The following is a 26,549-nucleotide window of genomic DNA, read 5'->3' as shown; positions in this document are numbered from 1 at the left end:
CAAAGGGAAAAGATTCGCAATGGTACCGTCAGCCGTCCCGCTCCTACAAGAAGGGGGACGGCAGGCTTCATCACAGGCGGGGGCTGACCCATTCGACGACGGCAGCCAGTGCAGTGGCAAGGGCGGGCCCGTCCTCGCCACCACCCTGGGCGAGGTCCGGGCGTCCGCCGCCCTTGCCCCCGATCTGACCGGCGATATGCGACAACAGTTCCCCGGCCTTGACCCGGCCCGTTGCACTGCCGTTCACGCCGGCGACCAGGGCGGCCTTGCCGTCCTGGGCACCTGCCAGCACGATCACCGCGTCTCCCAGCTGCTGCTTCAGGCGGTCCACGGCATCGCGCAGCGCCTTGGCGTCGAAGCCCTCCAGGCGGGCCGCCAGTACCTTCACGCCCGCGACCTCGACCGCCTGGCTGGAAAGGTCGGCGGTCGCACCCGCGGCAACCTTGGCCTTCACCGCTTCCAGTTCACGTTCCAGCTGCTTCTGGCGCTGGCCAAGCGCCCGGATCTTCTCGACCACGTCGGCAGCACTGCCACCCAGCAGCTCGGCCGCCTCGGACAACCGCGCCTCTTCGGCATCGACGTAATCCAGGGCGCCCTGACCGGTGACCGCTTCGATGCGACGCACGCCCGCGGAGACACCGCCTTCCGAGGTGATCTTGAACAGGCCGATATCACCGGTGCGCTTGACGTGGGTGCCACCACACAGTTCGGTGGAATAGTCGCCCATTTTCAGTACCCGGACCTGTTCGCCGTACTTCTCTCCGAACAGTGCCATTGCGCCGAAATCGAGTGCTTCCTGCATGCCCATGGAGTGCACTTCGGCAACATTGTTGGCACGCACCTGCTGATTGACCTTGCGCTCGATCACGGCCAGTTCTTCGGCACTGATCGGCTGGAAATGCGAGAAATCGAAACGCAGGCGGTCCGGCGCCACCAGCGAGCCCTTCTGCTGCACGTGCGTACCCAGCACTTCGCGCAGGGCCGCGTGCAGCAGGTGGGTGGCCGAGTGGTTGAGGATGGTGGCGCCGCGGCGCTCACCGTCGACCTCGCCAGCCAGCACATCGCCCACCTTCAGGTCGCCTTCGGTCAGGGTACCGACATGGCCGTGGAACTGGCCCGCGAACTTCTGGGTGTCTTCCACCGCCAGGCGCACGCCGTTGCCGGTCATTACGCCGGTATCGCCGACCTGGCCGCCGGACTCGGCATAGAACGGCGTCTGGTTGGTGATGACGATGACGGCATCGCCGGCACTGGCCGACTGCACCGGACGCCCCTCCTTGAGCAGCGCCAGCACGGTCAGGTCACCGGCCTGCAGGCGGTCGTAGCCCAGGAACACGGTCGGGGTGAGCGTCGCCACCAGCTCGGCCGGCAGGGTCACGCCACCGCCGAACTTGCCCGCGGCACGCGCGGTCTCGCGCTGCTGTTCCATTGCCGCATCGAACCCGGCGATATCGACCGTCAGGTCACGCTCGCGGGCGATGTCCTGGGTCAGGTCCAGGGGGAAGCCATAGGTGTCGTAAAGGCGGAAGGCGTCACCTCCCGGGATCACGCCATTGCCGGCCCTCGCCGCAACGTCTTCGAAGATTTTCATGCCGGCGTCGAGCGTCTCGGCGAACCGCTCCTCCTCAGCCTGCAGCGCGCGGGTCACGGTGTCCGCTGCCGCCGGCAGCTCCGGATAGGCCTCGCCCATCTGTGCAACCAGCGTCGGCACCAGCTTGCTGAAGAACGGCTGGCGCACACCCAGCATCCAACCATGACGCAGGGCGCGGCGGATGATACGGCGCAGCACATAGCCCCGTCCTTCGTTGGAAGGCAGGACGCCATCGACGATCAGGAACGAGCAGGCGCGGATGTGGTCGGCAATCACGCGCAGCGACTTGTTCTCCAGGTCGGAGGTACCGGTCAGCTCGGCGGCCTTGCGGATCAGAGCCTGGAACAGGTCGATCTCGTAGTTCGTGTGGACATGCTGCAGGATCGCCGCAAGACGTTCCAGGCCCATGCCGGTGTCCACGCACGGCGCCGGCAGCGGCACCAGAGTGCCGTCCGGCTGGCGGTCGAACTGCATGAACACCAGATTCCAGATCTCGATGAAGCGGTCGCCATCCTCATCCGGCGACCCCGGAGGACCGCCGGCAATGTGGTCGCCGTGGTCGTAGAAAATCTCGGTGCACGGACCACACGGGCCGGTGTCGGCCATCTGCCAGAAGTTGTCCGAAGCGAACGGCGCGCCCTTGTTGTCGCCGATCCGCACGATGCGCTCTTCCGGCACCCCCACCATGTCGCGCCACAGTTCGTAGGCTTCGTCGTCGGTCTGGTAGACAGTCACCAGCAGGCGCTCGGCCGGCAGCTTCCAGACCTGGGTCAGCAGCTCCCACGCCCACGCAATCGCGTCCTTCTTGAAGTAGTCACCAAACGACCAGTTGCCCAGCATTTCAAAGAAGGTGTGATGGCGGGCGGTGTAGCCGACCTGGTCAAGATCGTTGTGCTTGCCACCCGCCCGCAGGCAGCGCTGGACATCGGCCGCGCGCACGTAGCTGCGCTTCTCGGCACCGAGGAACACGTCCTTGAACTGCACCATGCCGGAGTTGGTGAACAGCAGGGTCGGATCGTTGCCAGGCACCAGCGGTGCCGACGGCACGATGGTATGGCCTTTGCCCTTGAAGAATTCAAGGAAATCGCTGCGGATCTGGGAGGTCGTGAATTTGGCGGGTGCGTTCATTGGGGGCTGGCAGTCTGCGGGCCGGCGGACCCGGACCACCGGCCGCCTGGGCCAGGGTCGCGACGGACCGCCGAAAACCTAAAGGGTATCAGGCCCGGCGCCGCCAGTCTCAATCGTCAGGGTCGTAGCGGGTCGCACGGCGGATGCTGTCACCGTCGAAGCCTCGCCGCGCCAGCAGATCCGCCGCTTTGCGGCGCTGCGCCAGGTCCTGTGGGCCGGCCTCGCCAAAGCGGCGGCGGACCAGATCACGGGCGTTCTCCTGCCAGTCGCCCTCGTAGCTGTCCATCGCTGCGGCAATGGCGGCACTGTCCAGCCCGTGGGTCCCCAGTTCGGCACGCACATGGATGGGGCCGTAACCGGTGTTGGCCCGCATGCGTACCAGGTTCTCGGCAAACCGGGTGTCGTCCTGCCACCCCGCTTCGGTCAGCTTGGCGACCGCTGCCTGCGCGGCTTCGTCTTCGATACCCCGCGCAGTCAGTTTGCGGGTCAATTCCTTGCGTGAATGCTCCCGGCGGACCAGCAGGCCCAGTGCCCGCTGCACCGGAGTCTGCTCGCGAGGCCGGCGCTTTCGGCCTGTCGAGGTAGGTTCGTCGCTGTAGGACATCAATCCCTCCAGGGGTGGCGCCGTCCCTGGCACCCTGCCCATCCTGGGCGGTTCGAACCTGCGGGGTAGAGCGACGTCACTGACGGCGTCACCCTACCCCACAGCAAGACTTACTCGTCGTCGCCTTCGTCGTCGCCTTCCTCGCGGACGGCCTCGGACGGCTGGAATTTCTCGCGCAGCTCGGCTTCGAGCTTGGCGGCGACGGTCGGGTTGTCACGCAGATAACCGCGGGCGTTGTCCTTGCCCTGGCCGATGCGCTCTTCGCCATAGCTGTACCAGGCACCGGCCTTCTCGACCAGCTTGGCATCCACGCCCATGTCGATCAGTTCACCTTCACGGCTGATGCCTTCGCCATACAGGATCTCGGTGATTACCTGCTTGAACGGCGGGGCCAGCTTGTTCTTGACGACCTTGATCTTGGTCTGGTTACCGATGATCTCATCGCCCTTCTTGATGGCACCGATGCGGCGGATGTCCAGACGGACCGAGGCATAGAACTTCAGCGCGTTGCCACCCGTGGTGGTCTCCGGGCTCTGGCCCGGCATCATCACGCCGATCTTCATGCGCAGCTGGTTGATGAAGATCACCAGCGTGTTCGAGCGCTTGATGTTGCCGGTCAGCTTACGCAGCGCCTGGCTCATCAGGCGGGCCTGCAGACCCGGCAACTGGTCGCCCATCTCGCCCTCGATTTCGGCCTTCGGGGTCAATGCCGCGACCGAGTCGATCACCAGGATGTCCACCGAGCCGGAACGGACCAGCATGTCGGCGATTTCCAATGCCTGTTCACCGGTATCGGGCTGCGACAGCAGCAGGTCGTCCACGTTCACGCCAAGCTTGGCGGCATAGATCGGGTCGAGAGCGTGCTCGGCATCGATGAAGGCAGCGGTGCCTCCCATCTTCTGGCACTCGGCGATGGCCTGCAGCGTCAGCGTGGTCTTGCCCGAGGACTCCGGTCCATAGATTTCCACCACGCGGCCCTTCGGCAGCCCCCCGATGCCCAATGCGATGTCGAGCATCAGCGAACCGGTCGGGATGGCTTCGACGGGCTCGACCACACGGTCGCCCATGCGCATCACCGAGCCCTTGCCGAACTGCTTTTCGATCTGGCCCAGAGCAGCAGCCAATGCGCGCTTCTTGTTCTCGTCCATCGTATTGGTCCTTGCAGAGGTCATTTCGTTGGGGGTGCTGTCTTTGGGGGTCTTCTTTGCCATGGGTTCACTTTAAGGCGGACGTATCGCACAGGCTGAGATTCTGCCCGGCGCTTTGAAAAGAATTATCGGACATCCGTACCAACCTCGGTGGAACCAGAGAATCGCCACAAAAGACCGCGGGGTAACGCACCTTCGAACGCTTCAGCGATTCGGCCGCAACAGGCCGCAGTACAGGCCTTCGATCGAAAAGTCCTGGTCGGGAAGCACTTCGATCGGCTTGTAATCGGGGTTCCGGGGCAACAGCCGGATACGGTCCTTCGCGATCTTCAGCAGCTTGACGGTGATCTCATCATCGATGCGCGCCACCACGATCTGCCCCGAATGGGCGTCGCGGGTGCGGTGCACGCCGATCAGGTCACCATCGAAGATGCCTTCGTCGATCATCGAGTCACCCTGCACCTTCAGCAGGTAATCCGGCGCGGGCGAAAAGAACACCCGGTCCAGCACCACGAAATCGTCCGAGCCGATATCCGCGCCGATAGGGAGGCCGGCGGCGACCCGCCCCAGTACTGGCAGCCGCAGCACGCTCTCGGGCAGCCCGGGCTCGGCCAGGGTCTCCACGGGGGGAGCCTGCACCAGGCGGATGCCCCGGGCCTGGCCGGGAATGCGGCGGATCGCTCCCGCCTGCTCCAGCGCCTCCAGGTGGTACTGGGCCGCGCGTACGCCCTTGAAGCCGAACGCACGTGCGATTTCAGTCTGCGACGGCGGCGCGCCTTCGCTCTCGATACGCTCGGCGATCAACTGCAGGATCGCCTGCTGGGTGTCGGTCAGGTCCATGGTTAGTAGTATTACTACTAACTACGGGAACTGCAAGTGCCGGACACGACAGGGCGAAGCGTGCCGGGCGATACCGCAGCGAACGACACTCAGTCGTGCCTGCCACTTCTCCAGATGGAGAACAGGATCCAGACGCCGCAGATACCGGCCCCGACGAATCCGGAAACCCCGAGCGCCAGCAGCCAGCGGCTGGAGACCCCACCGACGCTGTGCATGACGATCGATGAGCCGATGATCAGCGCTGCAGTCACGATGCCCATCACCATTCGATTGGCCGCACGGTTCACCTGCTCGCCAAAGCCCTGCAGCGCACTGGTCTCGACCTTCAGCTGCAGGCGCCCGCGGCGCGCCGCCTGCACCAGCTTGCGCAGATCGCGCGGCAGATCGCCGGCGAAGTCGATCATTCCCAACAGGCTGCGCCGGCCGCGTTTGAGCAATGCCCGCGGCGCGTAGCGCTGCAGTACCACCCGCTCCAGGAAGGGGCGTGCGGCACTGGCCATGTCGAAGTCCGGGTCGAGCTGCCGGCCCATGCCTTCCAGGGTGAGGAACGCCTTGATCATCAGTGCGAGGTCGGCCGGCAGGGTCAGGCTGTAGCTGCGCAGCAACTGGGTGATGTCGCCCAGCATCAGGCCGATACGCAGATCCTTCAGCGGCACGCCACGGTACTGGTCGACGAACTGGCTGATGTCGTGCTGCAGCCGGTTCTCATCCACCTCCACGCCCCCGGCCCAGTCCAGCAGGACGTCGGCCACCCCCTGCGGGTCCTGTTCGACCAGCCCGTGCAGCAGTTGCGCAACCTGGAAGCGACGCACTTCGGACAGTGCCCCGACCATGCCGAAGTCGATCACGCCGATGCGGCCGTCACGCAGATAGATGATGTTGCCCGGGTGTGGATCGGCGTGGAAGCTGCCGTCCTCCAGCACCATCTTCAATACGATGTTGGCACCGCGCCGCGCCAGTTCGCGACGGTCCAGCCCTGCTGCGTCCACGCCGGCAAGATCGCGGCCCGGAATGCCGTCCACGAAGTCCTGCACGTTCAGGCTTTCGCAGGTCCACTGCCAATGCACGCCGGGAACAAGGATGTCGTCGCGACCTTCAAAGTTGCGTGCGATGCGCTCCGCGTTGCGGCATTCGGCCGCGAAATCGAGTTCGCGCCGCAGCGATACGGTGAACTGCTGCACCACCTCTGCCGGCCGGTAACGGCGCAGATCCGGAAGACGCGCCTCGACGATTTCGGCCAGCCGTGCCAGCAGGCGCAGGTCGGCTTCGACCACGTCACGGATGCCGGGACGACGCACCTTCAGCACCACTTCGCGGCCGTCCAGCAGGCGCGCGCGATGGGCCTGCGCCAGCGAGGCCGCCGCCATCGGTGTTTCGTCGAGGAAGGCGAATACCTGCTGCGGAGGCGCGCCCAGATCGGCCTCCAGCTGCGCACGGATCTGCGCATACGGGAGGGCCGGTACCGCATTCTGGAGTTCGGAAAGCTCGGCGATCCACTCCGGCGGCAGCAGATCGACACGGGTCGCCAGCACCTGTCCAAGTTTGACGAACGTCGGGCCGAGGTCCTGCAGCGCGCTGCGCACCCGCACCGGCGCGGTCATCCGCAGCAGATGCTGGCGGTCCTCGTTCCAGTGCAGCAGGCGCCCGGCACGCTCCAGCACCGTGGCTAGGCCGATCCGGCGCACCACGTCGCCGAAGCCATAACGGATCAGGACCGCTGCAATTTCCTGCAGCCTCCCCAGGTCACGGACGGTGCCCAGCGTTTCCCACATCATGCGTGCTCCGGACGATTACCGCAGCAGCATGTCACAGCTGGGCGTCGATACCGTGCAATGCCGCAGCGACGGTTTGCCTGCGGATGGCTTCGCGGTCGCCATCGAACTGGAACAGTTCCGCCCGGGCGTATCCGCCGCGGCGCTTCCAGCCGATCCAGACGCTGCCGACCGGCTTGTCCGGGCTGCCGCCACCAGGACCGGCAATGCCGGTAACCGCCACCGCGATGCCGGCACCGGAGTTGATCAGAGCGCCGGACACCATCTCCAGCACCGTTTCGCGGCTCACCGCACCGAACTGCTCCAGCGTCTGCGCGCGTACCCCCAGCAGGCGCTGCTTGGCTTCGTAGCTGTAGACCACCATGCCGCAGTCGAAGAACGCCGAGGAACCGGCGATGTCGGTCATGGTCTTGGCGATCCAGCCGCCACTGCAGCTTTCAGCCGTCACAAGCTGCAGCGAGGCCTGCTGCAGGCGCTGCCCGAGTGCGGCAGCTTGGGCGTTGAGGTCGGCGTCGGTAGGGATGGACATCGAGATGACAGTGGGGTGAAGAACCCGCCTGTTGTACCGCAGATCGCAGACGCGTGTCGCGTCCCGGCCGGTACACGCCCGACTACGCAGCGGCGCGCACCGGGATTGTGCGGCGCTATCTCACCATTCCGGCAGCTTTTCCGGCAGCAGGGCACGGATCGGCCCGCCATCAATGCCCGCCGCGAGTTTTTCGGCTTCGGCAATCGGAAGATCGACCTGCAGCAGCCAGCCCTCCTCGTCTGCCCGCTCGCTGCGGATCACTTCCAGCTGATGCAGGCGCGCGCGCAGGCGGCCCGCATCCGGCGGCAGGCGCAGCTCCCCGGTCACATGCTGCAACCCCAGGCGCTTGCCCAGCACCGCCTGCAACAGCTCCAGGCCCTGCCCGTCACGCGCGGAGATCCAGACCCGCTCGCGGCGCGACTCGTCCGGCACGCCATCCTGACCATCGTGGCGCACTTCGGCGCCCTCGATACGGTCGATCTTGTTGAACACCAGCAGCTGCGGCAGATCACCCGCACCGACCGCAGCCAGCACCTCGTCGACCTGGGCGATGCGCTCCTCGCGGTGCGGATCGGCCCCATCGACCACGTGCAGCAGGAAATCGGCCTCGCGGGCCTCGGACAGGGTCGAGCGGAACGCGGCCACCAGGTCGTGCGGCAGGTCACGGACGAAGCCGACGGTGTCGGCCAGCACGACGTTGCCACCCGGCACAGCGATGCGGCGCACCGTCGGGTCCAGGGTCGCGAACAGCTGGTCGGCCGCATAGGCCTCGGCGCCGGTCATCGCGTTGAACAGGGTCGACTTGCCGGCATTGGTGTAACCGACCAGGGCCACACGCGGCAGTTCGCTGCGCACGCGCGCACGGCGCATCTGGGTGCGCTGGACTTCGACCTTCTCCAGCCGCTTCTGCAACTGCTCCACCCGCTTCTGCAGCAGACGGCGGTCGGTTTCCAGCTGGGTTTCACCCGGGCCGCGCAGGCCGATCGAACCACCGCGCTGGCGCTCCAGATGGGTCCAGCCGCGCACCAGCCGCGTCGCAAGGTGACGCAGCTGCGCCAGCTCGACCTGCAGCTTGCCTTCGTGGCTGTGAGCGCGCTGCGCGAAGATGTCCAGGATCAGCCCGGTACGGTCGATCACCCGGCGCTCCAGGAAGCGTTCCAGGTTGCGTTCCTGGCCGGGGCTCAGCGCATGGTTGACCAGCACCAGATCGGCGCCGGTGGCGTCAGCCGCTGCCTTGATCTCATCCAGCTTGCCGCTGCCGATCAGGGTCGAGGGATTGGGACGGTCCAGGCGCGCGGTGATCGTGGCAGCGATGCTGGCCCCTGCCGAGCGGGCCAGATCACCGAACTCTTCCAGCACGTCGTCTTCCAGCTTGCCGAAGTGCGGCTGGATCAGCAGGGCATGTTCACCCTTCTTCGAGCGGTCAAACATTCACCGCTCCGGTCTTACTCGTCTGCTTCATCACCTGCCTGACCACCTTCACCCGACTGCACATAACCACCGCCCGGCCCGACCTTCACATTGCGTGCCGGCACCACGGTGGAGATCGCATGCTTGTAGACCATCTGGCTGACCGTATTGCGCAGCAGGACCACGAACTGATCGAACGACTCGATCGTGCCCTGCAGCTTGATGCCGTTGACCAGGTACACCGAAACCGGCACGCGCTCGCGCCGCAGTGCATTCAAGAAAGGATCCTGCAGCGATTGCCCCTTGGACATTGCTCACTCCTGATTATTGTTCTTATTGGGTTGCCGGCGGCCGCCGCGGCCCCCGAGCCGCCCGCCGGACAGTGATGTTACACGGCTGGCGGCGGTTCAGCGTGCGACGAAGGTCGACACCGCGTCGGCCAGCCGCTCGTGGTCGATATGGGGGTCGAACCAGCGCGCGTCAAGCTCACCCCGCAGCCAGGTCAGCTGCCGCTTGGCCAGCTGGCGGGTGGCGAAGATCGCCTTGTCGCGGAAGCCGCCGGCATCGATCCGGCCGTCCAGATGCTCCCAAGCCTGGCGGTAGCCGACCGCACGCACCGCCGGCAGGTCCAGCGGTGCCGCGACAGCGGCCATTTCCGGCATCGCGCGCAGATCGCGCACTTCGTCGAGGAAGCCCTGGGCCAGCATGGCATCGAAGCGGGCCTCGATCCGCCGGTGCAGGATTGCCCGGTCGTGCGGCGCCAGGACCAGCTTCAGGGTGCGTACCGGCAGCGGCGCCACGCCGGGCCGGCGCTGCCACTCGCTGATCGGCGTTCCCGTCAGCCGATAGACCTCCAGCGCCCGCTGGATCCGCTGTGGGTCTGTCGCATGGATGCGGGCAGCAGCGGCGGGGTCCACCTTCGCCAGTTCGGCATGCAACGCGGCCCAACCGCGCTCGGCGGCCTCGGCTGCCAGCGTGGCGCGCAGGGCCGGGTCGGCCTCCGGCATGGGCGACAGTCCCTGCAGCAGGGCGCGGAAGTACAGGCCGGTGCCCCCGGCCAGGATCGGCATCCGTCCACGCGCAACGATGTCGGCGACGACGCGGCCGGCGTCGGCGGCGAACTCCGCCGCTGAGTAGGTCTGCCACGGATCACGCAGGTCCAGCAGGTGATGCGGCGCCTGTGCGCGCTCGGAAACGTCGGGCTTGGCCGAACCGATATCCAGATGGCGATAGACCAGCGCCGAGTCAACGCTGACGATCTCGCCATCCAGCTGCCGGGCCAGGGCGATCGCGGTGGCCGTCTTGCCACTGGCGGTCGGCCCCATCACGGCAATCGCCAGCGGCCGCCGGTCAACCCCCATCAGTCTTCGTCCGGCCAGCTGATCGTCGGCCGGGTGTCATCGCGTGGCGCCGGCACGGCGTCCACCGCCTGCCAGATCTTCAGTGCATCGACGGTGGCGGCGACGTCATGCACACGCACGATACGCGCACCGCGCTGCACGGCAATCAGGTGCGCGGCCACCGACGCCGCCACCCGCTCGGCCGGCGCGTCACGCCCGGTCAGCTCGCCAAGGCTGCGCTTGCGCGACAGGCCCGCCAGCATCGGCACACCCAGTTCCAGAAAACGCTCCGAACGCGCCAACAGGGTCATGTTGTGCGCGGTGTTCTTGCCGAAGCCGAAACCCGGATCGATGACCAGATGCTTCTTCGCGATGCCGGCCATCTCGGCGGCGAACAGGCGCTGCACGAGAAACCCGTGGACCTCGGCAACGACGTCGTCGTAGTGCGGATCGGCCTGCATGTTGCCCGGCTCGCCCTGCATGTGCATCAGCACCACCGGCACGTTGGCCGCAGCGGCCGCTTCCAGCGCGCCGTCCTGGCGCAGGCCGAAGATGTCGTTGATCATGCCGGCGCCGGCGGCCACCGCCGCGCGCATCACCTCAGGCTTGAAGGTATCGATGCTGATCGGCACGGAGGTACGCGCCGCAAGCTGCTCGATGACCGGAACGATGCGGCGGAGCTCTTCCTCCACCGATACCGGTACAGCGCCTGGACGGGTCGATTCACCCCCGATGTCGAGCAGGTCGGCGCCCTCTTCCACCAGCTTCAGGCCATGCGCGACCGCGGCCTCCGTGGTGTCATGGTGCCCCCCGTCAGAGAACGAATCCGGGGTGACGTTGACGATGCCCATGACCCGGGCACGGTCCAGGCGCAGGATGCGACCGGCGCAGTCGAGCTGGGGCGAGGTATCGAACATGGGCAATCCTGCAGGGACAACGGCGGGTAGTTTAGTTCGGCAGGGCTGCGCCCTGCACCCGCAGAGGCCAGAGCGACAACAACAGCCAGAGCAACAGCTGGTTTGCTGATGAAAGGCGGTGCCGGTCCGGTTGCAGGGCGTCAGCCCTGCCGACACCCCTCAACGGCGGCGGCGCTTGCGGTCCACGTACAGGGTCCTGGCAATGCTCAGGACGATGCCGATCGCAATACCCACCACGCAGCCCAGCAGCAGATTGTCGGCCCCCAGGCCCACACCCACACCGACCACGGTGGCGATGACCATCTCGACGGTGTGGGAAATCGGTTCGGGCTTCGGGGCGGACATGCGGGCTCCAGCGTCAGATCGGTTCTTCGGGGTGGGCCGATGGCCCGGAAACGACGAGGCCGGGTTGCCCCGGCCTCGTCTGATATCACGTGCAGCGGGCCGTCAGTGCGATTCGGCCGGACCGGCGATCGGCGGCAGCGGGCGAGCATCACCGCCCTTGTCGTTGCTGCCACCGTCCTTGTTCGACTTGTTCCAGCCCGCCGGCGGCGGCGGCTCGCGACCTTCCATGATGGCGTCGATCTGCGGCGCGTCGATGGTCTCGTACTGCAGCAGCAGCTGCGACATCGTGTGCAGCTTGTCGATGTTGTCGGTCAGCAGCTGGGTGGTGCGGGCGTAGGCCTTGTCGAGGATGTTGCGCACTTCCTCGTCAATGCGGCGCGCGGTGTCGTTGGACACGCTCTTGTGCTGCGTCACCGAGCGGCCCAGGAAGACTTCGTCGTCCTCCTCGCCATAGGCGATCGGACCGAGTTCTTCGGACAGGCCCCACTTGGTGACCATGTTGCGGGCCATCTTGGTGGCGCGCTCGATGTCGTTGGACGCACCCGTAGTGACCTTGTCGGTGCCGAAGATCAGCTCTTCGGCGACGCGGCCGCCGTACAGCGAGCACAGCTGCGACTGGATCGCCACGCGGTTCATCGAGTACTTGTCGCCCTCAGGCAGGTACATGGTCACACCCAGGGCGCGGCCGCGCGGAATGATCGTGACCTTGTAGACCGGGTCGTGCTCGGGCACCAGGCGGCCGACGATGGCATGGCCGGCTTCGTGGTAGGCGGTGAGGGTCTTCTCCTCCTCGCTCATGGCCATCGAACGGCGCTCGGCACCCATCAGGATCTTGTCACGGGCACGGTCGAAGTGGTCCATGCGGACTTCCTTCTCGTTGCCACGCGCAGCAAACAAGGCTGCCTCGTTGCAGAGGTTGGCCAGGTCCGCGCCGGAGAAGCCCGGGGTACCGCGTGCGATCACCAGCGGCTCGACGTCGTCGGCCAGCGGCAGCTTGCGCATGTGCACCTTCAGGATGTGCTCGCGGCCCTTCACGTCGGGCAGACCGACCACCACCTGGCGATCGAAGCGACCCGGGCGCAGCAGCGCCGGGTCCAGCACGTCCGGACGGTTGGTCGCGGCGATCACGATCACGCCTTCGCCACCCTCGAAGCCATCCATCTCGACCAGCAGCTGGTTCAGGGTCTGCTCGCGCTCGTCGTGACCGCCGCCCAGGCCGGCACCACGGTGACGGCCGACGGCATCGATCTCGTCGATGAAGATGATGCACGGGGCGTGCTTCTTGGCCTGCTCGAACATGTCACGCACGCGGCTGGCGCCGACACCGACGAACATTTCCACGAAGTCCGAACCGGAGATCGAGAAGAACGGCACCTTCGCCTCACCGGCGATGGCCTTGGCCAGCAGCGTCTTGCCGGTACCCGGCGGGCCGACCATCAGCACGCCACGCGGAATCTTGCCGCCCAGCTTGGTGAACTTGGACGGGTCGCGCAGGAAGTCGACCAGTTCGCCCACTTCCTCCTTGGCCTCGTCGCAGCCGGCGACATCGGCGAAGGTGACCTTGATCTGGTCCTCGCCCTGCAGCTTGGCGCGCGATTTGCCGAAGGACATCGCGCCCTTGGCGCCGCCGCCGCCGCCCTGCATCTGGCGCATGATGAACAGCCAGAAGCCGATGATCAGGATGACCGGCAGGAAATTCATCAGGATCGCGCCCAAGGAGATGCCGCTGGAGGGCTCCTCCTGCACGATCTCGACGTTCTTGGTGCGCAGCACGTTGATCAGGTCGCGATCGAACGGCGCGGTGATGGTGGACGACTGTCCACCCCGGGTGGTGTAGGTGATCTGGCTGGTGCCGCCGCGCATGTCGCCGCCGAAGGCGACCTTCTGCACGTTGCCGCTGTCCACCTGGTCCAGGAACTGCGAATAGGACGCACCCTGCGCACCGGGCCCGGAGGACTTGGGCGAGAAGCTCTGGAAGACCACCATCAGCACGACGGCGACGACCACCCATAGCAGGAGGTTCTTGGTCAAGTCGTTCATCCTCATTGGCTCCGGTGTTCCTCTCAGTGCGGGCGTTGCGTTGGGGTTGAAACTTACGTTGCGAGCTTACTTCATGTGGGCGCGTTTGCCCTGACCCAAGGCGTACACCTCGGGAGAGCGTTTGCGCGACGCTTCCGGCTTGCGGATGGAGACCTTGTCGTAGCGACGGCGCATTTCACGCACGTAGTCGTCAAAGCCCACACCCTGGAACAGCTTGATCAGGAACGCCCCGCCGGTCTTCAGGTGGTTGTCGGCGAAGTCCAGCGCCAGCTCCGCCAGATGCATCATCCGCGGCTGGTCGACCGCGTCCATGCCACTTTTATTGGGGGCCATGTCCGACAGCACAAGGTCCACCGGCTCGTCCCCGAGCATGGCTTCAAACTGAGATAGGACGGCTTCTTCCCTGAAGTCACCGTGAAGGAACTCCACACCCGCCAGCGGCGGCATCTCCAGGATGTCCAGCGCCAGCACGCGGCCGGTGTCTCCCATCTGTCTCCGAACCTGCTGAGACCATCCGCCAGGGGCGGCACCGAGGTCCACCACGACCATGTTCCGCTTCAGCAGGCGGTCACGTTCAAGCAACTCTTCAAGCTTGTAGGCCGCCCGCGAGCGCATGCCTTCGGCCTGCGCCTTCTTCACGAAGGGGTCGGAGAAGTGTTCCTTGAGCCAGCGCTGGCTGCTTTTGCTGCGGGTTGCCATTGGAAATAGGGGCTGATGGGGCCGTCATGATACCCTGATCCCCCCATTCAACCGTCTTTTCCTGCATGTCCATCGCCCTGACCGCCTCCCAGACCCGTTTCCTGCGCGGCCAAGCCCACGACCTGAAGGCCCTGCTGCAGACCGGCGGCAAGGGAGTGACCCCGGCCTTCATCGCGGAGCTGAACGAAGTGCTGGAGCGCCACGAGCTGGTCAAGGTCAAGGTCGCAGCCGAGGACCGCGAGGCCCGGGACGCGATGATCGGCGAGATCGTCGAAGCCACCGACAGTGCGCTGGTGCAGCGCATCGGTCACGTTGCCGTGCTGTATCGCCCGAGCAGGGAACAGCGCCAGATCGTGCTGCCGCGCGGCTGATCGCGCCTCCGCCATGCAGCTGAACCACGAGCCGCCCGATTACGCCTACAGCCTGCGCGCTGCCGATGGCCGCTCGGCCAAGGTCAATGACACGGTGCTGGCCAGCAGCTTTCTGCTGACGCCGGACCAGCTGGTCGAACATTGGCCTGTCGCCGATGCGGCGGCGCTGACGGTGGCCGACCTGGAACCGGTGCTGGCACTGAGTCCTGCATTGATCGTGCTGGGAACCGGCGAGCGGCAGGTGTTTCCGTCGGCTGCGGTCATGGCCGCCTGCCTGTCGCGCGGGATCGGCCTGGAAGTGATGAACAACCCTGCCGCGGCGCGCACCTTCAACATCCTTGCCGGCGAAGGCCGCAAGGTGGCGGCCGCGTTCATCCTGGAAGGTTGAGGACCACCGCCGGGCATGGCCCGGCGCTACCGTACCTGCCTGCGCTAGCGCGCTGGCAGGTACTGCTGCGGATCGACCGGCTTGCCGTTGTAGCGGATTTCAAAGTGCAGCATGTCGCGATTCGCGCCGGTGCGCCCCATCTCGGCAATCTGCTCACCCGCCTTCACGCTCTGTCCCTCGTTGACCAGGCGCTTGCGGTTGTGGCCGTAGGCCGACAGCCACTGGTCGCTGTGCTTGATGATGATCAGCTCGCCATAGCCGACCAGTCCGGCGCCCGAGTACACCACCACACCGTTGGCGGTGGCCTTGACGGCCTGCCCGCTGGTGCCGGCAATGTCGACGCCCTGCTTGGTTGCGTCGCCTGCCACGTAGCGGCCCACGATCGCGCCATCGGCTGGCCAGCGCCAGGCGATGTTGCTCTTCACCGGACCGGCCGGTGCCGTGGCCGGTGACGTGCTGCCGCCGCTGCGCGGCGCGGTGACCACGGTGGTCGGTGCGCGGCCGCTGCTGGCCCCCGGCGGATACAGGCGGATGACCTGCCCCGGATAGATCGTCGACGGGTTGTCCAGGCTGTTCCACGCGATCAGATCGGCCGGGGTGATGTCGTGGATGCGGGCCAGCGCGTAGATCGTGTCGCCCTTGCGCACGACCACGGTCTGCCCCGGCTTGGCCACCGAAGTCTTGGGCGTAGTGACCGCCGCCCCGCCACCACTGCCATTGGGCCGCACCACCGTGGCAGTGCCACAGGCAGCCAGGCCGGAAACCAGCAGCACCAGCGCGCCGACGCGCACTCCCTTGCTCAGACGATCAGCACTCATGCGAACTTCGACCTCCATACAAGCCAGGCGATCAGCACCACCACCAACGCGGTGGCGATCCAGCCCAGCGGTTCAATCCAGCGACGCAGCGCCGCTTCGGCGCGCGCTCCACCGATGCGGATCACGGCAGCGAGCACATACACGCGCTTGCCGCGTCCGATCAGCATGCTCAGCAGGTACTGTGGCATCGGTACGCCGACGATACCCGATGCCCACGTGAAGACCTTCATCGGGATCGGCATGAAGCCGCCCAGGACCAGGAACGTGAACACCGCCCACGGCGATTCGGCCATCTTCTCCTGCACGGTGGTGATGCCCTGTTCGATTGCCGGCAACATGCCCAGCACTTCGAACAATGGCTTGATCGCCTCGAATGCGAAGTGACCCAGCGCATAGCCGACCACGGCACCGACCATCGAACCGGCCAGGCTGAGGGTCGCGAACCACCAGCCGCGCCGGGGTTGAGCCACGCACATCGGCGCCAGCATCACTTCCGGCATCACCGGAAAGATGATCGCCTCGAAAAAACTCAGCACCGTCAGGTAGGTCGGTGCGCGTTCGTGCGCCGCCCACTTCATCGCCCGCTCGTACAGCGGTCCGAAAATCTTCATGCAACCCTGCTCCGTGGATTCAGTCCAGCATGCCAGACAGCAGCGGCACGAAGGTGACCGGTGCCAGCACGCGCTGTTCGACGCTGCCGTCGGCCCTGCGGTCCAGCTGCACCAGCGACTGCGCGCTGGCACCGCCGACCGGCGCCACCAGCCGGCCACCTTCGGCCAGCTGCTCGATCAGTGCGTCGACCAGCGCCGGGGCCGCAGCTGTGACGACGATGGCATCGAACGGGCCGTGCTCGGCCCAGCCGACACGGCCGTCATCGTGCTTGGTGCGGATGTTCATGCCGAGTGCGCGGAACCGCTTGCGGGCCTGCCGCAGCAGGTCGCCGATGCGCTCCACGGTGTAGACCTCCAGACCCAGTGCACCAAGCACGGCGGCCTGGTAGCCGGAGCCCGTCCCCACCTCCAGCACCCGCTTGGGCGCCACCTGCACGACCGCTTCGGTCATCCGGGCCACCACCCAGGGTTGCGAGATGGTCTGGCCGTGGCCGATCGGCAGCGCGGTGTCTTCATAGGCCCGCGAGGCCAGGGCCTCGTCGATGAACAGATGGCGGGGCACCACCCGGATCGCGTTCAGCGTGGATTCGTCGACGATGCCGGCTTCGCGCAGGCGATCGACCAGACGATCGCGGACGCGCTGTGACGTCATGCCGATGCCGACGGCTTCCGGTTGCAGGCGCAGGCGTGGGCTCATGCCGGCTGGTCCAGCGCGGCGCTAAGACCGCCGACCCAGCTGGCCACTTTCTCAAGCGCCTGATAGCGGGTCAGATCCACCTGGATCGGGGTGATCGAGATATGCCCGGTACGCACCGCGTGGAAGTCGGTGCCGGGGCCGGAGTCCTGCTCGCGGCCCGCCGGACCGATCCAGTACACCTCGTTGCCGCGTGGATCCTTCTGCGGGATGCAGCCTTCGGCGCGATGGCGGTTGCCCAGCCGGGTGACTTCGAAACCCTTGACCTCGGTCCACGGCAGGTCGGGCACGTTGACGTTGAGGATGGTGTCCGCCGGCAGCGGGTCGGCCTTGAGGCGGGCGACGATTTCCACGGCGGCACGCGCCGCGGTCTCGAAGTGACGGGGATCGTGATTGCGGGTCACCAGGGACACCGCCACCGCGGGCAGGCCGAGGAAGCGCCCCTCCATCGCCGCCGAGACGGTTCCGGAATAGATCACGTCGTCACCCAGGTTGGCGGCGTTGTTGATGCCCGACACGACAATGTCGGGTTCGAACTCCAGCAGGCCGGTCAGCGCCAGATGCACGCAGTCGGTGGGCGTGCCGGCCACCGACACGGTGTAGTGATCGATGCGCTTGAGCCGGATGGGCAGGTCCAGGGTCAGTGAATTGCTGGCGCCTGAGCGATCGCGGTCGGGTGCGACCACCGTCACTTCGTGGCCGGCGTCACGCAGTACCGAGGCAAGCATCCGGATACCTGCGGCGTCGACGCCATCGTCGTTACTGACCAGAATTCGCATCTTCGATTTAACCGCTTGATTTTCCAAGAATTCGATTCCGTCACCGTGCGGTGTTGGCGGGACCGTCGTGCTTCCCTGCGGAAGCCGACGACCTTGCAGGGGCATCGTCTATTGTGCCGCATGCGAGCCGCAGGTCCTACCCTGCCGGCGGTCACGACTGGCCTCGCATTGCGATAGGCAGGCCCGCGTCACCGGTTTACCCTGTGCGCATGTCGCATCCAGAAGACGAAGACCCTGCCGCGCTCTTCCGCGCGGCCATCGGCGAAGTGACGCCGCTGCGCAAAGAGGCCGAACCCGCGCCGGCCGCTGCCCGGCCGAAGCCGCGCGCGCGCATGGCCGAACGCGACGAGGCCGAGGCCGCCGGCGAGTTCGCCCGGCTGTTGCGCGACAGCGCACCGCTGGAAGCCGGGGATGTGGCCAGCTACCGGCGCGACGCCCTTCCGCCGCGGCTGTTCCAGCGTCTCAAGCGCGGCCAGTACTCGGTGCAGGACGAGCTGGATCTGCATGGCGCGACCGCAGCGCAGGCCGAGGCCATGCTGCGCCAGTTCCTGCTGGAGGCGCACGCACATGAGTATGGCTGCGTGCGCATCATCCACGGCAAGGGACTGCAATCCGACGGTGGTGCGCCGGTCCTGAAGAATCTGGTCGACCGGCTGCTGCGCCTGCGCAATGATGTGCTTGCCTTCCATTCGGCGCCGACCAGCCAGGGCGGAACGGGTGCCGTACTGGTGCTGCTGTCCCGGCGCTGATGCAATCCGCTCAGGACTGCGCCGCGTCCTCGACCGGCCCGAGCTCGTGCAGGACCGCGGTGGCGTAGCAGCCCGGCGGCAGCGCGAACGACAGCTCAAGCACATCTTCCGCCAGCCATTGGTGCTGCAGCAGCGCAGGACGCAGGCGCAACGCGCGGCGCTCCTGCTTCAGCCGTGCCTCTTCCAGTCCGGCACGCAGCGCCTTCGATTCCTCGTCGTCGAGCGCACGCAGTTCGAGCTCGCGGGCGGCGCCGGTACTGCGCAGCTCGCCCTCTCCCCACAACGGCGCGCTGGGATGGATATCGAACCCGGCCAGCCGCGCTGCCAGTGCATCGGTGTAAGGCTCCGGACCAAACACGCTGCGGCTGCCATCCAGCATCCACACCTCACCGTCCAGCGGCTGGTCCCAGACACCCTGCTCCACGCGTGCGGCAAGCACGCGATTGAACAGTGCCGAACGCGCAGCCGACAGCAGCAGCGAGCGCTGGTCCTTGCGCATGCGGCGGCCACCGAACATCGCCAGCGCTGCCGGAACGTTGCCGCCATCGCGGCCGAAACGCTGCTCGCCGAACCAGTTCGGCAAACCACGATCGGCAATCTGCTGCAGGCGTTCGCTGATTGCGACCGCATCGCCGCGTACCTGGCGCAGCACCAGCCTGAAACGATTGCCGGCCAGCGCGCCACGCTGCAGCTTGCGGTTGTGCCAGGTTGCATCGAGCACTTCGATATCATCGCTGGCCAGCAGCGCCAGATCCGGCGCGACGCGCTTGGGCAGATGCACACTGAAGCGCTGGGTGGTGACCGCGTGGCGATCCTTCATCCCGGCATAGCTGACCGCCATCTCCGGCAGGCCGGCCCACTTGGCCAGCACCTTGGCCACATGCACGGTGTTGGCACCGCGCTTGCGGATATGCAGCAGCAGATGCTCGCCCTCGCCCGTGGCCTCAAAGGCCGGCAGCTCGTCGACCTGGAAATCCTCCGGCGTGGTGCGGATGCGCGCCTGCAGCAGCGGCGCACCGAACGCGAGCGGCAGCGGAATCATGCCGCCACCAGCAGGACCACAGCCTGTGCCGCGATGCCTTCACCGCGACCGGTGAAGCCAAGCTTCTCCGACGTGGTGGCCTTCACGCTGACCGCATCCAGTGGCAGCTGCAACAGTGCCGCGATGCGTTCACGCATTGCCAGCGCATGCGGCCCGACCTTCGGTCGTTCACAGATCACGGTGACATCGGTGTTGCCGACGCACCAGCCGCGCTCACTCAGGAGAGCGTCGCAGTGGCGGACGAAGTCGCTGCTGTCGGCCCCCTTCCAGCGATCATCGCTGGGCGGAAAGTGCTGGCCGATGTCGCCCAGCGCCAGCGCGCCGAGCATGGCGTCACACAGCGCGTGCAGGATCACGTCGCCATCGCTGTGCGCGAGCACACCGTGGCTGTGCGGCACGCGCACGCCTCCCAGCATGATGTGGTCACCCTCACCAAAGGCGTGGACGTCGTAGCCCTGGCCGATGCGGACGGGCGGGAGCGGAGCAGTGCTCATGGATGCAACCCTTGCAGCAGGGCCGCGCGGGCGTTCAGCCGGCGCGGCGGGAAAGTACGAATTCGAAGCGGTCCAGGTCGGCGGGCGTAGTGACCTTGAAGTTGTCCTCGCTGCCTTCAACCAGCAGCGGGCGCTGGCCCTGGCGTTCCATGGCCATGGCTTCGTCGGTGACGTCCACGCCGGACGCAGCGGCGTCGGTCAGCGCGCGGATCAACTGATGGCGGCGGAACAGCTGCGGGGTCAGCGCGCGCCACAGGCGCTCGCGGGGCTCGGTGCCGTCGATGCCACCATCGTCACCGGCCCGCTTCAGGGTGTCGCGTACCGGCGCGGCAAGAATGGCCCCGACCGGATCGGTACGGCCAACCTCCAGCAGGCGGCCCAGGTCGGCCAGCGACAGATTGGGCCGTGCGGCATCGTGCACCAGCACGAACTCATCGGCGCGGACGCTCTCCGGCAGCGCAAGCAGGCCGGCCAGCACGGAGGCGGCGCGGGTCGCCCCGCCCGTGCAGGTCAGCACCGGCTTGCCGGCCCATTCGCTCCAGCCCGGCCAATCCGCGTCATCCTCGCCGATCACCACCATCGCGCCGGCAACGGCCGGGTGGGCCAGCAGTGCCTGCAGGGTGTGGGCCAGCAGCATCTGCCCGCCCGCCTGCAGATACTGCTTGGGCAGTGGCGCACCGAAGCGGGCGCCACGACCGGCAGCGGGAACGACCACCCAGATCGCCGCGCTCATGGCACGTCCGCCGGGTGGTCGCCCGCCTGTTCGGGCATCGGCACCGGCGGCTGCGCCGGACGAACCGGCGCGTCGTCGACCACCCGGTAGAACTTCTCGCCGGGCTTGATCATGCCCAGCTCACTGCGTGCGCGCTCTTCGATGGCGGACTGGCCTTCCTTGAGGTCCTTCACTTCGGCAGCCAGCGCATCATTGCGCTGCTGCAGACCTTCGTTGTCCCGTTCCTGGCCGGCAACCTGGGCTTCGAGCATCATCACTTCCCCCGAATTGCCCGGGCCGAACCAGAAACGGTACTGCAGCCATGCCAGCAGCAGGGCCAGCACCAGCAGCAGCCAGCGCCAATCGCGCATGGCCTCAGCGCTTCAGCGAAACGAACGCGTCACGACCGGCGTAACGCGCGCCGGCACCGAGGGCTTCCTCGATGCGCAGCAGCTGGTTGTACTTGGCCACGCGATCGCTGCGGCACAGCGAGCCGGTCTTGATCTGGGTGGCAGTGGTCGCCACGGCGATGTCGGCGATGGTGGTGTCTTCGGTTTCACCCGAACGGTGCGAGACGACAGCGGCATAACCGGCACGGTCAGCCATGGCAATCGCTTCCAGGGTTTCACTCAGGGTGCCGATCTGGTTGACCTTGATCAGGATGGCATTGGCAGTACCGGAGTCGATGCCCTCCTGGAAGATCTTCGGATTGGTCACGAACAGGTCATCGCCCACCAGCTGCACCTTCTTGCCGATGCGATCGGTCAGCAGCTTCCAGCCCGCCCAGTCGTTCTCGGCCAGGCCGTCCTCGATGGTGATGATCGGGTACTGCGCGGCCCAGTCGGCAAGGAAGTCGACGAACTGCTCGGAGGTCAGGCGCTTGTTCTCGCCGACCAGGTTGTACTTGCCATTCTCGAAGAACTCGCTGGAGGCCACGTCCAGACCCAGCAGCACGTCCTCGCCCGCGGTGTAGCCGGCCTTGCCGATCGCTTCGAGAATGGTGTCCAGCGCCTCGACGTTGCTGCGGAAGTCCGGTGCGAAGCCGCCTTCGTCACCAACCGCGGTGCTCAGGCCATGCCCCTTCAGCACCGACTTCAGCGAGTGGAAGATCTCGGTGCCGGCGCGCAGCGCTTCGGAGAACGAGGTGAAGCCGACCGGCAGCACCATGAACTCCTGGAAATCGACGTTGTTGTCGGCATGCGCGCCGCCGTTGATGATGTTCATCATCGGCACAGGCAGCGACGGGGTCACGCCGGTCCTGCCGGCCAGGTACTGCCACAGCGCCTGCTTGCTGGATGCTGCGGCGGCGTGCGCGGCCGCCATCGAGACACCGAGCAGCGCGTTGGCGCCCAGACGGCCCTTGTTCTCGGTGCCATCAAGGTCGATCAGGCGGCGGTCCAGGCCGGACTGGTCGGTGGCCTCGAAGCCCTTCAGCGCGGCAGCGATGGTCGTGTTGACGTTGTCGACAGCCTTGCGCACGCCCTTGCCCAGGTAGCGGGTCTTGTCGCCGTCACGCAGCTCGACCGCTTCCTTGGTGCCGGTCGAGGCGCCGGAGGGAACCGCGGCACGACCGAACGAACCGTCCTCCAGGGTGACTTCGGCTTCCAGCGTGGGGTTGCCACGGCTGTCGAGGATTTCACGGGCGTGGATGCTGCGGATCGTACTCATGGTCGGGCCGGTTACCTGTATGGAGAGGGGGCGACAAAACGAATGCCGCGTGATTATCCCCGGCTGCCCGCCCGTTGCCAAATGGCGCGAACGGCGTCAGCCCCGGCTGGCCCCCGCCCCGGCAGCAGCAGCGATACCAGGAGCACCCGCAAAGCAGCGGCCATGGCCGGACAGACGGTGCCATGCCTGCGCCGCCAGCCTGAGCGCGATCAGGCCCTTGGGCCAATCGCGTGCAGACGTGCTCGTATTCATCACAGCATCCCGTAGGACAGCGCACCGAGCCACAGCGAAAGCAGGACAACCGCCAGCCCGGCGGCCACCTTGCCGCGATTCAGGCGCCAAGCCAGCACGGCGGCAGCGATGCAGCCGCCGGCAGTCAACAGCTCGCCGGCCAGCAGCGCCATGAAGTACGCCCGCAGATTGAGCACGCTGCTGCCATCACCCGGGGACCGCACGGACGCTGCGCCGATCAGCACCAGACCGAACACGCCCACCGTGAACAACCCCGCCAGGCCCAGTGCGATCAGGCCCCACGGCCACTGTTTCCAGTGCCGGCGGCGACGCTGGGTTTCCAGCGCCGTCCATGGGTCAGACTTCACGCGAAGCGTGAGAAACCGTGCTTCTTGGTCACCGCATCGAGCTCCATCAGCGTTTCGAGCAGTGCTTCCATCTGGTCCAGCGGCCATGCGTTGGGACCGTCGGAGAGGGCCTTGGACGGGTCAGGATGGGTCTCGGCGAACAGACCGGAGATACCCACCGCCACCGCGGCCCGGGCCAACACCGGCACATGTTCGCGCTGGCCGCCGGAGCTGGTGCCCTGCCCACCCGGCAGCTGCACCGAATGGGTGGCGTCGAACACCACCGGACACCCGGTCTCGCGCATCACCGCCAGCGAACGCATGTCGCTCACCAGATTGTTGTAGCCGAAGCTGGCACCGCGTTCGCAGACCATGATCTGATCGTTACCGGTCGCCTTGGCCTTCTCCACGACCGGCTTCATGTCCCAGGGCGCCAGGAACTGGCCCTTCTTGATGTTGACCGGCTTCCCGGCCGAGCACACCTTGCGGATGAAGTCGGTCTGGCGAACAAGGAATGCCGGGGTCTGCAGCACATCCACGACCGAAGCCACTTCGTCCATCGGGGTGTACTCATGGACGTCGGTCAGCACCGGCACGCCGATCTGCTTCTTGACCTCGGCCAGGACTTTCAGCCCCTCCTCCATGCCCGGGCCGCGGAAAGCGGTACCAGACGTGCGGTTGGCCTTGTCGAAGCTGGACTTGAAGATGAAGTTCACACCGAGCTTGCCGGTGATCTCCTTCAGCTTGCCAGCGGTATCGAGCTGCAACTGCATCGACTCGATCACGCAGGGGCCGGCGATCAGGAACAGGGGCTGGTCCAGCCCCACTTCGAATCCACACAGTTTCATGGCGTTTCCTTAGAGTTGTCCGCTACATCGAACGGGCCGATGCACTTGGTTCAAGCGAGCAAGATGGGGCCTGGCGGGCCCCATCGCAAGTCAGGCGCGCGCTTCCTGCAACAACTGGCCACCGGCCTTGCGCTCGCGTGCGGCGCGGATGAAGCCGATGAACAGCGGGTGGCCGTCACGCGGCGTGGACAGGAACTCCGGATGCGCCTGGCAGGCCAGGAACCAGGGATGCGCATCGCGCGGCAGCTCGACCACTTCCACCAGGGTGTCGTCCATCGACTTGCCGGCGATCACCAGGCCGGCGTCTTCCAGCTGGGTGCGGTAACGGTTGTTGAACTCATACCGGTGGCGGTGGCGCTCGGCCACCACGTCCTTGCCGTACAGCTCACGCGCCAGCGTGCCCGGCTTCAGGCGCTGCTCCTGCAGGCCCAGACGCATGGTGCCGCCCAGGTCGCTCTTGTCGTCGCGCTTCTCGACGTCACCGGCAGCGGTGCGCCACTCGGTGATCAGGCCGATCACCGGATTTGGCGACTGGCGATCATTCTCGGTGCTGTTGGCACCTTCGAGGCCGACCACGTTGCGCGCGTAATCGACCACGGCCGCCTGCATGCCGTAGCAGATGCCGAAGTACGGCACCTGGTTCTCGCGGGCGAACTTCGAGGTCAGCACCTTGCCTTCGAAACCACGGTCGCCGAATCCGCCCGGCACCAGGATGCCATCGACATCGGCCAGCGCGGCCATGTCCGTGCCTTCCAGGTCCTGCGCTTCCAGCCACTTCAGATTGACCCGGGTGCGCTGGCGCAGGCCACCATGCTTGAGTGCTTCGCCGACCGACTTGTATGCATCCTGGTGGTCGACGTACTTGCCGACCACGGCGATGGTCACCTCGTCGAGCGGATGCAGCGTGGCGTCGACCGCGTCCTCCCACACCGACAGATCGACAGGACCGGCCTTGTCAGCGAGCTTCAGCTGGTTGACGACAATCTCATCCAGGCCCTGCGCATGCAGTCCCGAAGGGATGCGATACAGCACATCCACGTCCGGCACGCTGATCACGGCGCGTTCGGAAACGTTGGTGAACTGGGCGATCTTGCGACGCTCCGAATCGGGCACGGCCTGCTCCGAACGGCACAACAGCACATCCGGCTGGATGCCGATCGAACGCAGCTCCTTCACCGAGTGCTGGGTCGGCTTGGTCTTCAGTTCGCCGGCCGCGCCGATGTACGGCACCAGGGTGAGGTGCATGAACAGCGCCTTCTCCGGACCACGCTCGGTACGCACCTGGCGGATCGCCTCCAGGAACGGCAGCGATTCGATGTCGCCGACGGTGCCACCGATCTCGACCAGGGCGACGTCATAGCCTTCGGTGGCTTCGTCGATGCAACGACGGATCTCGTCGGTAATGTGCGGAATGACCTGCACGGTCGCGCCGAGGTAATCGCCGCGACGCTCCTTGCGGATCACGTTCTCGTAGATGCGACCGGTGGTGACCGAATTCTTGCGGCTCAGGCGCGTCCGCACGAACCGCTCGTAGTGGCCCAGATCGAGATCGGTCTCGGCACCGTCGTCGGTGACATAGACCTCGCCGTGCTGGAACGGGCTCATGGTGCCCGGATCAACGTTGATGTAGGGGTCGAGCTTCATCATCGTGACCTTCAGGCCACGGGCTTCGAGAATGGCGGCCAGCGACGCAGCGGCAATGCCTTTGCCGAGCGAGGACACCACGCCGCCGGTTACGAAAATCAAGGGAGTCATGGCTGCAAGCATCCTGTCTGGAAATGGAAAACGACAGCGCCACGCACGCCCTGGGGGCGGACATGGCGCTTGAAGGGGGTTTTCCGGTTCGCTGGGGCAGCGAGGGAGGTGCCGATCCGTGCGGCGGCTGGCGCCAGACGGTAACCATCGCGCGAGGTCGGGGCAACCGCGCCGGTCACATCGACCGTCACCTGCGACCCGCATTGCTGGAGGCCACGCATGGCCGTGCCAGCCCATTCGCAAATGGTGGACACGCACTACTCCCGGAAAGCCATAGTTTACAGATAGATGGCCGCCAACCCAAGAGGCTTGTGCAGGCCGACCGAACGAAAAACGCCCCCTTGCGGGGGCGTCGCGTCTCCAGAAGCCCGCTTCTACAGGGCTTCCGTGGGAAAGGGAGGGTGCGCGTGCGCTCAGCGCTTCTTGCGCGCCTCTTCCTCTTCTTCCTGCTGCGGAACCGGCTGGCCCTTGGCCTTCAGCTCCGCATTGGCCTGCGCGCGGCGCTTGGCCTTGGCGTCGGCTTCGGCCTGTGCCTTGTCGGCCTGGTCACCCTGCTGCGGGGCCGGCTGGCCGGCGTTCTGCGCCATCACCAGCGGCACCGCAACGGCGGCAGCGGCCAGGATCGCAATGGTCAGCAACTTCTTCATGGAGTCCTCCTCGCGGTATGGCTGGGACATGG

Annotated in this window: 29 protein-coding genes; 3 read left to right on the top strand and 26 right to left on the bottom strand. The window is 66.4% G+C overall.

Features of this window, described 5'->3' with window-relative positions:
- Positions 1-70: 70 nt before the first annotated feature.
- The 13 genes from alaS to rlmE all read right to left on the bottom strand — a co-directional run bounded on the left by alaS (position 71) and on the right by rlmE (position 14,363).
- Positions 71-2,719: an alanine--tRNA ligase gene (gene alaS, locus ACZK08_RS07275; protein WP_065181261.1), complete on the bottom strand. Its 2,649-nt coding sequence runs from the start codon at positions 2,717-2,719 to the stop codon at positions 71-73.
- A 109-nt stretch (positions 2,720-2,828) separates the two neighbouring features.
- A complete protein-coding gene (gene recX, locus ACZK08_RS07270) occupies positions 2,829-3,323 on the bottom strand; it encodes a recombination regulator RecX (protein WP_065181260.1) in 495 nt (164 codons plus the stop codon).
- Positions 3,324-3,433: 110 nt separating this feature from the next.
- Entirely contained in the window at positions 3,434-4,471 is a 1,038-nt protein-coding gene (gene recA, locus ACZK08_RS07265) for a recombinase RecA (RefSeq protein WP_053520004.1), read from the bottom strand.
- A gap of 204 nt (positions 4,472-4,675) precedes the next feature.
- Entirely contained in the window at positions 4,676-5,311 is a 636-nt protein-coding gene (gene lexA / locus ACZK08_RS07260; RefSeq protein ID WP_053520003.1) for a transcriptional repressor LexA, read from the bottom strand.
- Positions 5,312-5,400: 89 nt separating this feature from the next.
- Positions 5,401-7,083 (bottom strand): 2-polyprenylphenol 6-hydroxylase, encoded by a 1,683-nt coding sequence (gene ubiB, locus ACZK08_RS07255; protein ID WP_065181390.1) that lies wholly within the window; start codon positions 7,081-7,083, stop codon positions 5,401-5,403.
- A gap of 34 nt (positions 7,084-7,117) precedes the next feature.
- Positions 7,118-7,612: a CinA family protein gene (locus ACZK08_RS07250; protein ID WP_053520002.1), complete on the bottom strand. Its 495-nt coding sequence runs from the start codon at positions 7,610-7,612 to the stop codon at positions 7,118-7,120.
- Between the two features lie 120 nt (positions 7,613-7,732).
- Positions 7,733-9,043 carry a ribosome rescue GTPase HflX gene (gene hflX, locus ACZK08_RS07245; RefSeq protein ID WP_065181259.1) on the bottom strand — a complete coding sequence of 437 codons (1,311 nt, stop codon included), beginning with the start codon at positions 9,041-9,043 and terminating at the stop codon, positions 7,733-7,735.
- Positions 9,044-9,057: 14 nt separating this feature from the next.
- Positions 9,058-9,333, bottom strand: a complete 276-nt coding sequence (hfq, locus tag ACZK08_RS07240; RefSeq protein ID WP_004152891.1) for an RNA chaperone Hfq — start codon at positions 9,331-9,333, stop codon at positions 9,058-9,060.
- Between the two features lie 96 nt (positions 9,334-9,429).
- Positions 9,430-10,383 carry a tRNA (adenosine(37)-N6)-dimethylallyltransferase MiaA gene (gene miaA, locus ACZK08_RS07235; RefSeq protein WP_065181258.1) on the bottom strand — a complete coding sequence of 318 codons (954 nt, stop codon included), beginning with the start codon at positions 10,381-10,383 and terminating at the stop codon, positions 9,430-9,432.
- On the bottom strand, positions 10,383-11,279 hold the full coding sequence (gene folP, locus ACZK08_RS07230; RefSeq protein ID WP_065174930.1) for a dihydropteroate synthase: 897 nt from the start codon (positions 11,277-11,279) through the stop codon (positions 10,383-10,385). Before folP ends, miaA begins: the two co-directional genes overlap by 1 nt.
- Positions 11,280-11,438: 159 nt before the next feature.
- Positions 11,439-11,624, bottom strand: a complete 186-nt coding sequence (locus ACZK08_RS07225; RefSeq protein WP_053519738.1) for a hypothetical protein — start codon at positions 11,622-11,624, stop codon at positions 11,439-11,441.
- 102 nt (positions 11,625-11,726) lie between these two features.
- A complete protein-coding gene (gene ftsH, locus ACZK08_RS07220) occupies positions 11,727-13,664 on the bottom strand; it encodes an ATP-dependent zinc metalloprotease FtsH (RefSeq protein WP_065181257.1) in 1,938 nt (645 codons plus the stop codon).
- 66 nt (positions 13,665-13,730) lie between these two features.
- Complete coding sequence (gene rlmE / locus ACZK08_RS07215) at positions 13,731-14,363, bottom strand: 23S rRNA (uridine(2552)-2'-O)-methyltransferase RlmE (RefSeq protein ID WP_065181256.1); 633 nt, start codon at positions 14,361-14,363, stop codon at positions 13,731-13,733.
- 65 nt (positions 14,364-14,428) lie between these two features.
- Here rlmE and yhbY point away from each other — a divergent pair, with 65 nt between their 5' ends.
- Together yhbY and ACZK08_RS07205 are read left to right on the top strand one after the other, a co-directional pair.
- Positions 14,429-14,734 carry a ribosome assembly RNA-binding protein YhbY gene (yhbY, locus tag ACZK08_RS07210; protein WP_053519735.1) on the top strand — a complete coding sequence of 102 codons (306 nt, stop codon included), beginning with the start codon at positions 14,429-14,431 and terminating at the stop codon, positions 14,732-14,734.
- A 13-nt stretch (positions 14,735-14,747) separates the two neighbouring features.
- Entirely contained in the window at positions 14,748-15,122 is a 375-nt protein-coding gene (locus ACZK08_RS07205; RefSeq protein ID WP_053519734.1) for an Mth938-like domain-containing protein, read from the top strand.
- Between the two features lie 44 nt (positions 15,123-15,166).
- On the opposite strand, the gene ACZK08_RS07200 is transcribed toward ACZK08_RS07205, so the two are convergent.
- The 4 genes from ACZK08_RS07200 to surE are packed head-to-tail and all read right to left on the bottom strand — an operon-like array spanning position 15,167 to position 18,024.
- Positions 15,167-15,940: a peptidoglycan DD-metalloendopeptidase family protein gene (locus ACZK08_RS07200; protein ID WP_065181255.1), complete on the bottom strand. Its 774-nt coding sequence runs from the start codon at positions 15,938-15,940 to the stop codon at positions 15,167-15,169.
- Positions 15,937-16,551: a YqaA family protein gene (locus tag ACZK08_RS07195; RefSeq protein WP_053519732.1), complete on the bottom strand. Its 615-nt coding sequence runs from the start codon at positions 16,549-16,551 to the stop codon at positions 15,937-15,939. Before ACZK08_RS07195 ends, ACZK08_RS07200 begins: the two co-directional genes overlap by 4 nt.
- Positions 16,552-16,570: 19 nt before the next feature.
- Positions 16,571-17,248 carry a protein-L-isoaspartate(D-aspartate) O-methyltransferase gene (locus ACZK08_RS07190; protein ID WP_053519731.1) on the bottom strand — a complete coding sequence of 226 codons (678 nt, stop codon included), beginning with the start codon at positions 17,246-17,248 and terminating at the stop codon, positions 16,571-16,573.
- Positions 17,245-18,024 (bottom strand): 5'/3'-nucleotidase SurE, encoded by a 780-nt coding sequence (gene surE, locus ACZK08_RS07185; RefSeq protein ID WP_053519730.1) that lies wholly within the window; start codon positions 18,022-18,024, stop codon positions 17,245-17,247. Before surE ends, ACZK08_RS07190 begins: the two co-directional genes overlap by 4 nt.
- Before the next feature lie 209 nt (positions 18,025-18,233).
- On the opposite strand from surE, the gene ACZK08_RS07180 reads away from it, so the two are divergent.
- On the top strand, positions 18,234-18,773 hold the full coding sequence (locus ACZK08_RS07180) for a Smr/MutS family protein (RefSeq protein ID WP_065181254.1): 540 nt from the start codon (positions 18,234-18,236) through the stop codon (positions 18,771-18,773).
- A 10-nt stretch (positions 18,774-18,783) separates the two neighbouring features.
- On the opposite strand, the gene truD is transcribed toward ACZK08_RS07180, so the two are convergent.
- The 9 genes from truD to ACZK08_RS07135 form a co-directional block, all read right to left on the bottom strand.
- Positions 18,784-19,815 (bottom strand): tRNA pseudouridine(13) synthase TruD, encoded by a 1,032-nt coding sequence (gene truD / locus ACZK08_RS07175; RefSeq protein WP_065181253.1) that lies wholly within the window; start codon positions 19,813-19,815, stop codon positions 18,784-18,786.
- Positions 19,812-20,309 (bottom strand): 2-C-methyl-D-erythritol 2,4-cyclodiphosphate synthase, encoded by a 498-nt coding sequence (gene ispF, locus ACZK08_RS07170; protein WP_065181252.1) that lies wholly within the window; start codon positions 20,307-20,309, stop codon positions 19,812-19,814. The genes truD and ispF overlap by 4 nt, the downstream gene beginning before the upstream one ends.
- Before the next feature lie 34 nt (positions 20,310-20,343).
- Entirely contained in the window at positions 20,344-21,042 is a 699-nt protein-coding gene (ispD, locus tag ACZK08_RS07165; protein ID WP_053519726.1) for a 2-C-methyl-D-erythritol 4-phosphate cytidylyltransferase, read from the bottom strand.
- Positions 21,039-21,392: a cell division protein FtsB gene (gene ftsB, locus ACZK08_RS07160; RefSeq protein ID WP_053519725.1), complete on the bottom strand. Its 354-nt coding sequence runs from the start codon at positions 21,390-21,392 to the stop codon at positions 21,039-21,041. Before ftsB ends, ispD begins: the two co-directional genes overlap by 4 nt.
- Before the next feature lie 4 nt (positions 21,393-21,396).
- Positions 21,397-22,689 carry a phosphopyruvate hydratase gene (gene eno, locus ACZK08_RS07155; protein ID WP_053519724.1) on the bottom strand — a complete coding sequence of 431 codons (1,293 nt, stop codon included), beginning with the start codon at positions 22,687-22,689 and terminating at the stop codon, positions 21,397-21,399.
- A 251-nt stretch (positions 22,690-22,940) separates the two neighbouring features.
- Positions 22,941-23,288 (bottom strand): hypothetical protein, encoded by a 348-nt coding sequence (locus ACZK08_RS07150; RefSeq protein ID WP_065174924.1) that lies wholly within the window; start codon positions 23,286-23,288, stop codon positions 22,941-22,943.
- Positions 23,285-24,115 (bottom strand): 3-deoxy-8-phosphooctulonate synthase, encoded by an 831-nt coding sequence (kdsA, locus tag ACZK08_RS07145; protein WP_053519722.1) that lies wholly within the window; start codon positions 24,113-24,115, stop codon positions 23,285-23,287. The genes ACZK08_RS07150 and kdsA overlap by 4 nt, the downstream gene beginning before the upstream one ends.
- A gap of 90 nt (positions 24,116-24,205) precedes the next feature.
- A complete protein-coding gene (locus tag ACZK08_RS07140) occupies positions 24,206-25,870 on the bottom strand; it encodes a CTP synthase (protein ID WP_065174923.1) in 1,665 nt (554 codons plus the stop codon).
- Positions 25,871-26,283: 413 nt separating this feature from the next.
- Positions 26,284-26,517, bottom strand: coding sequence for a hypothetical protein (locus tag ACZK08_RS07135; RefSeq protein WP_053519720.1), 234 nt, complete (start codon positions 26,515-26,517; stop codon positions 26,284-26,286).
- Between the last annotated feature and the right edge of the window lie 32 nt (positions 26,518-26,549).

The sequence above is a fragment of the Stenotrophomonas sp. 112478_Sma genome (assembly GCF_056479905.1).
The sequence above is the reverse complement of the archived record's forward strand: the minus strand, read 5'-3'. Positions and strand labels throughout refer to the sequence as shown.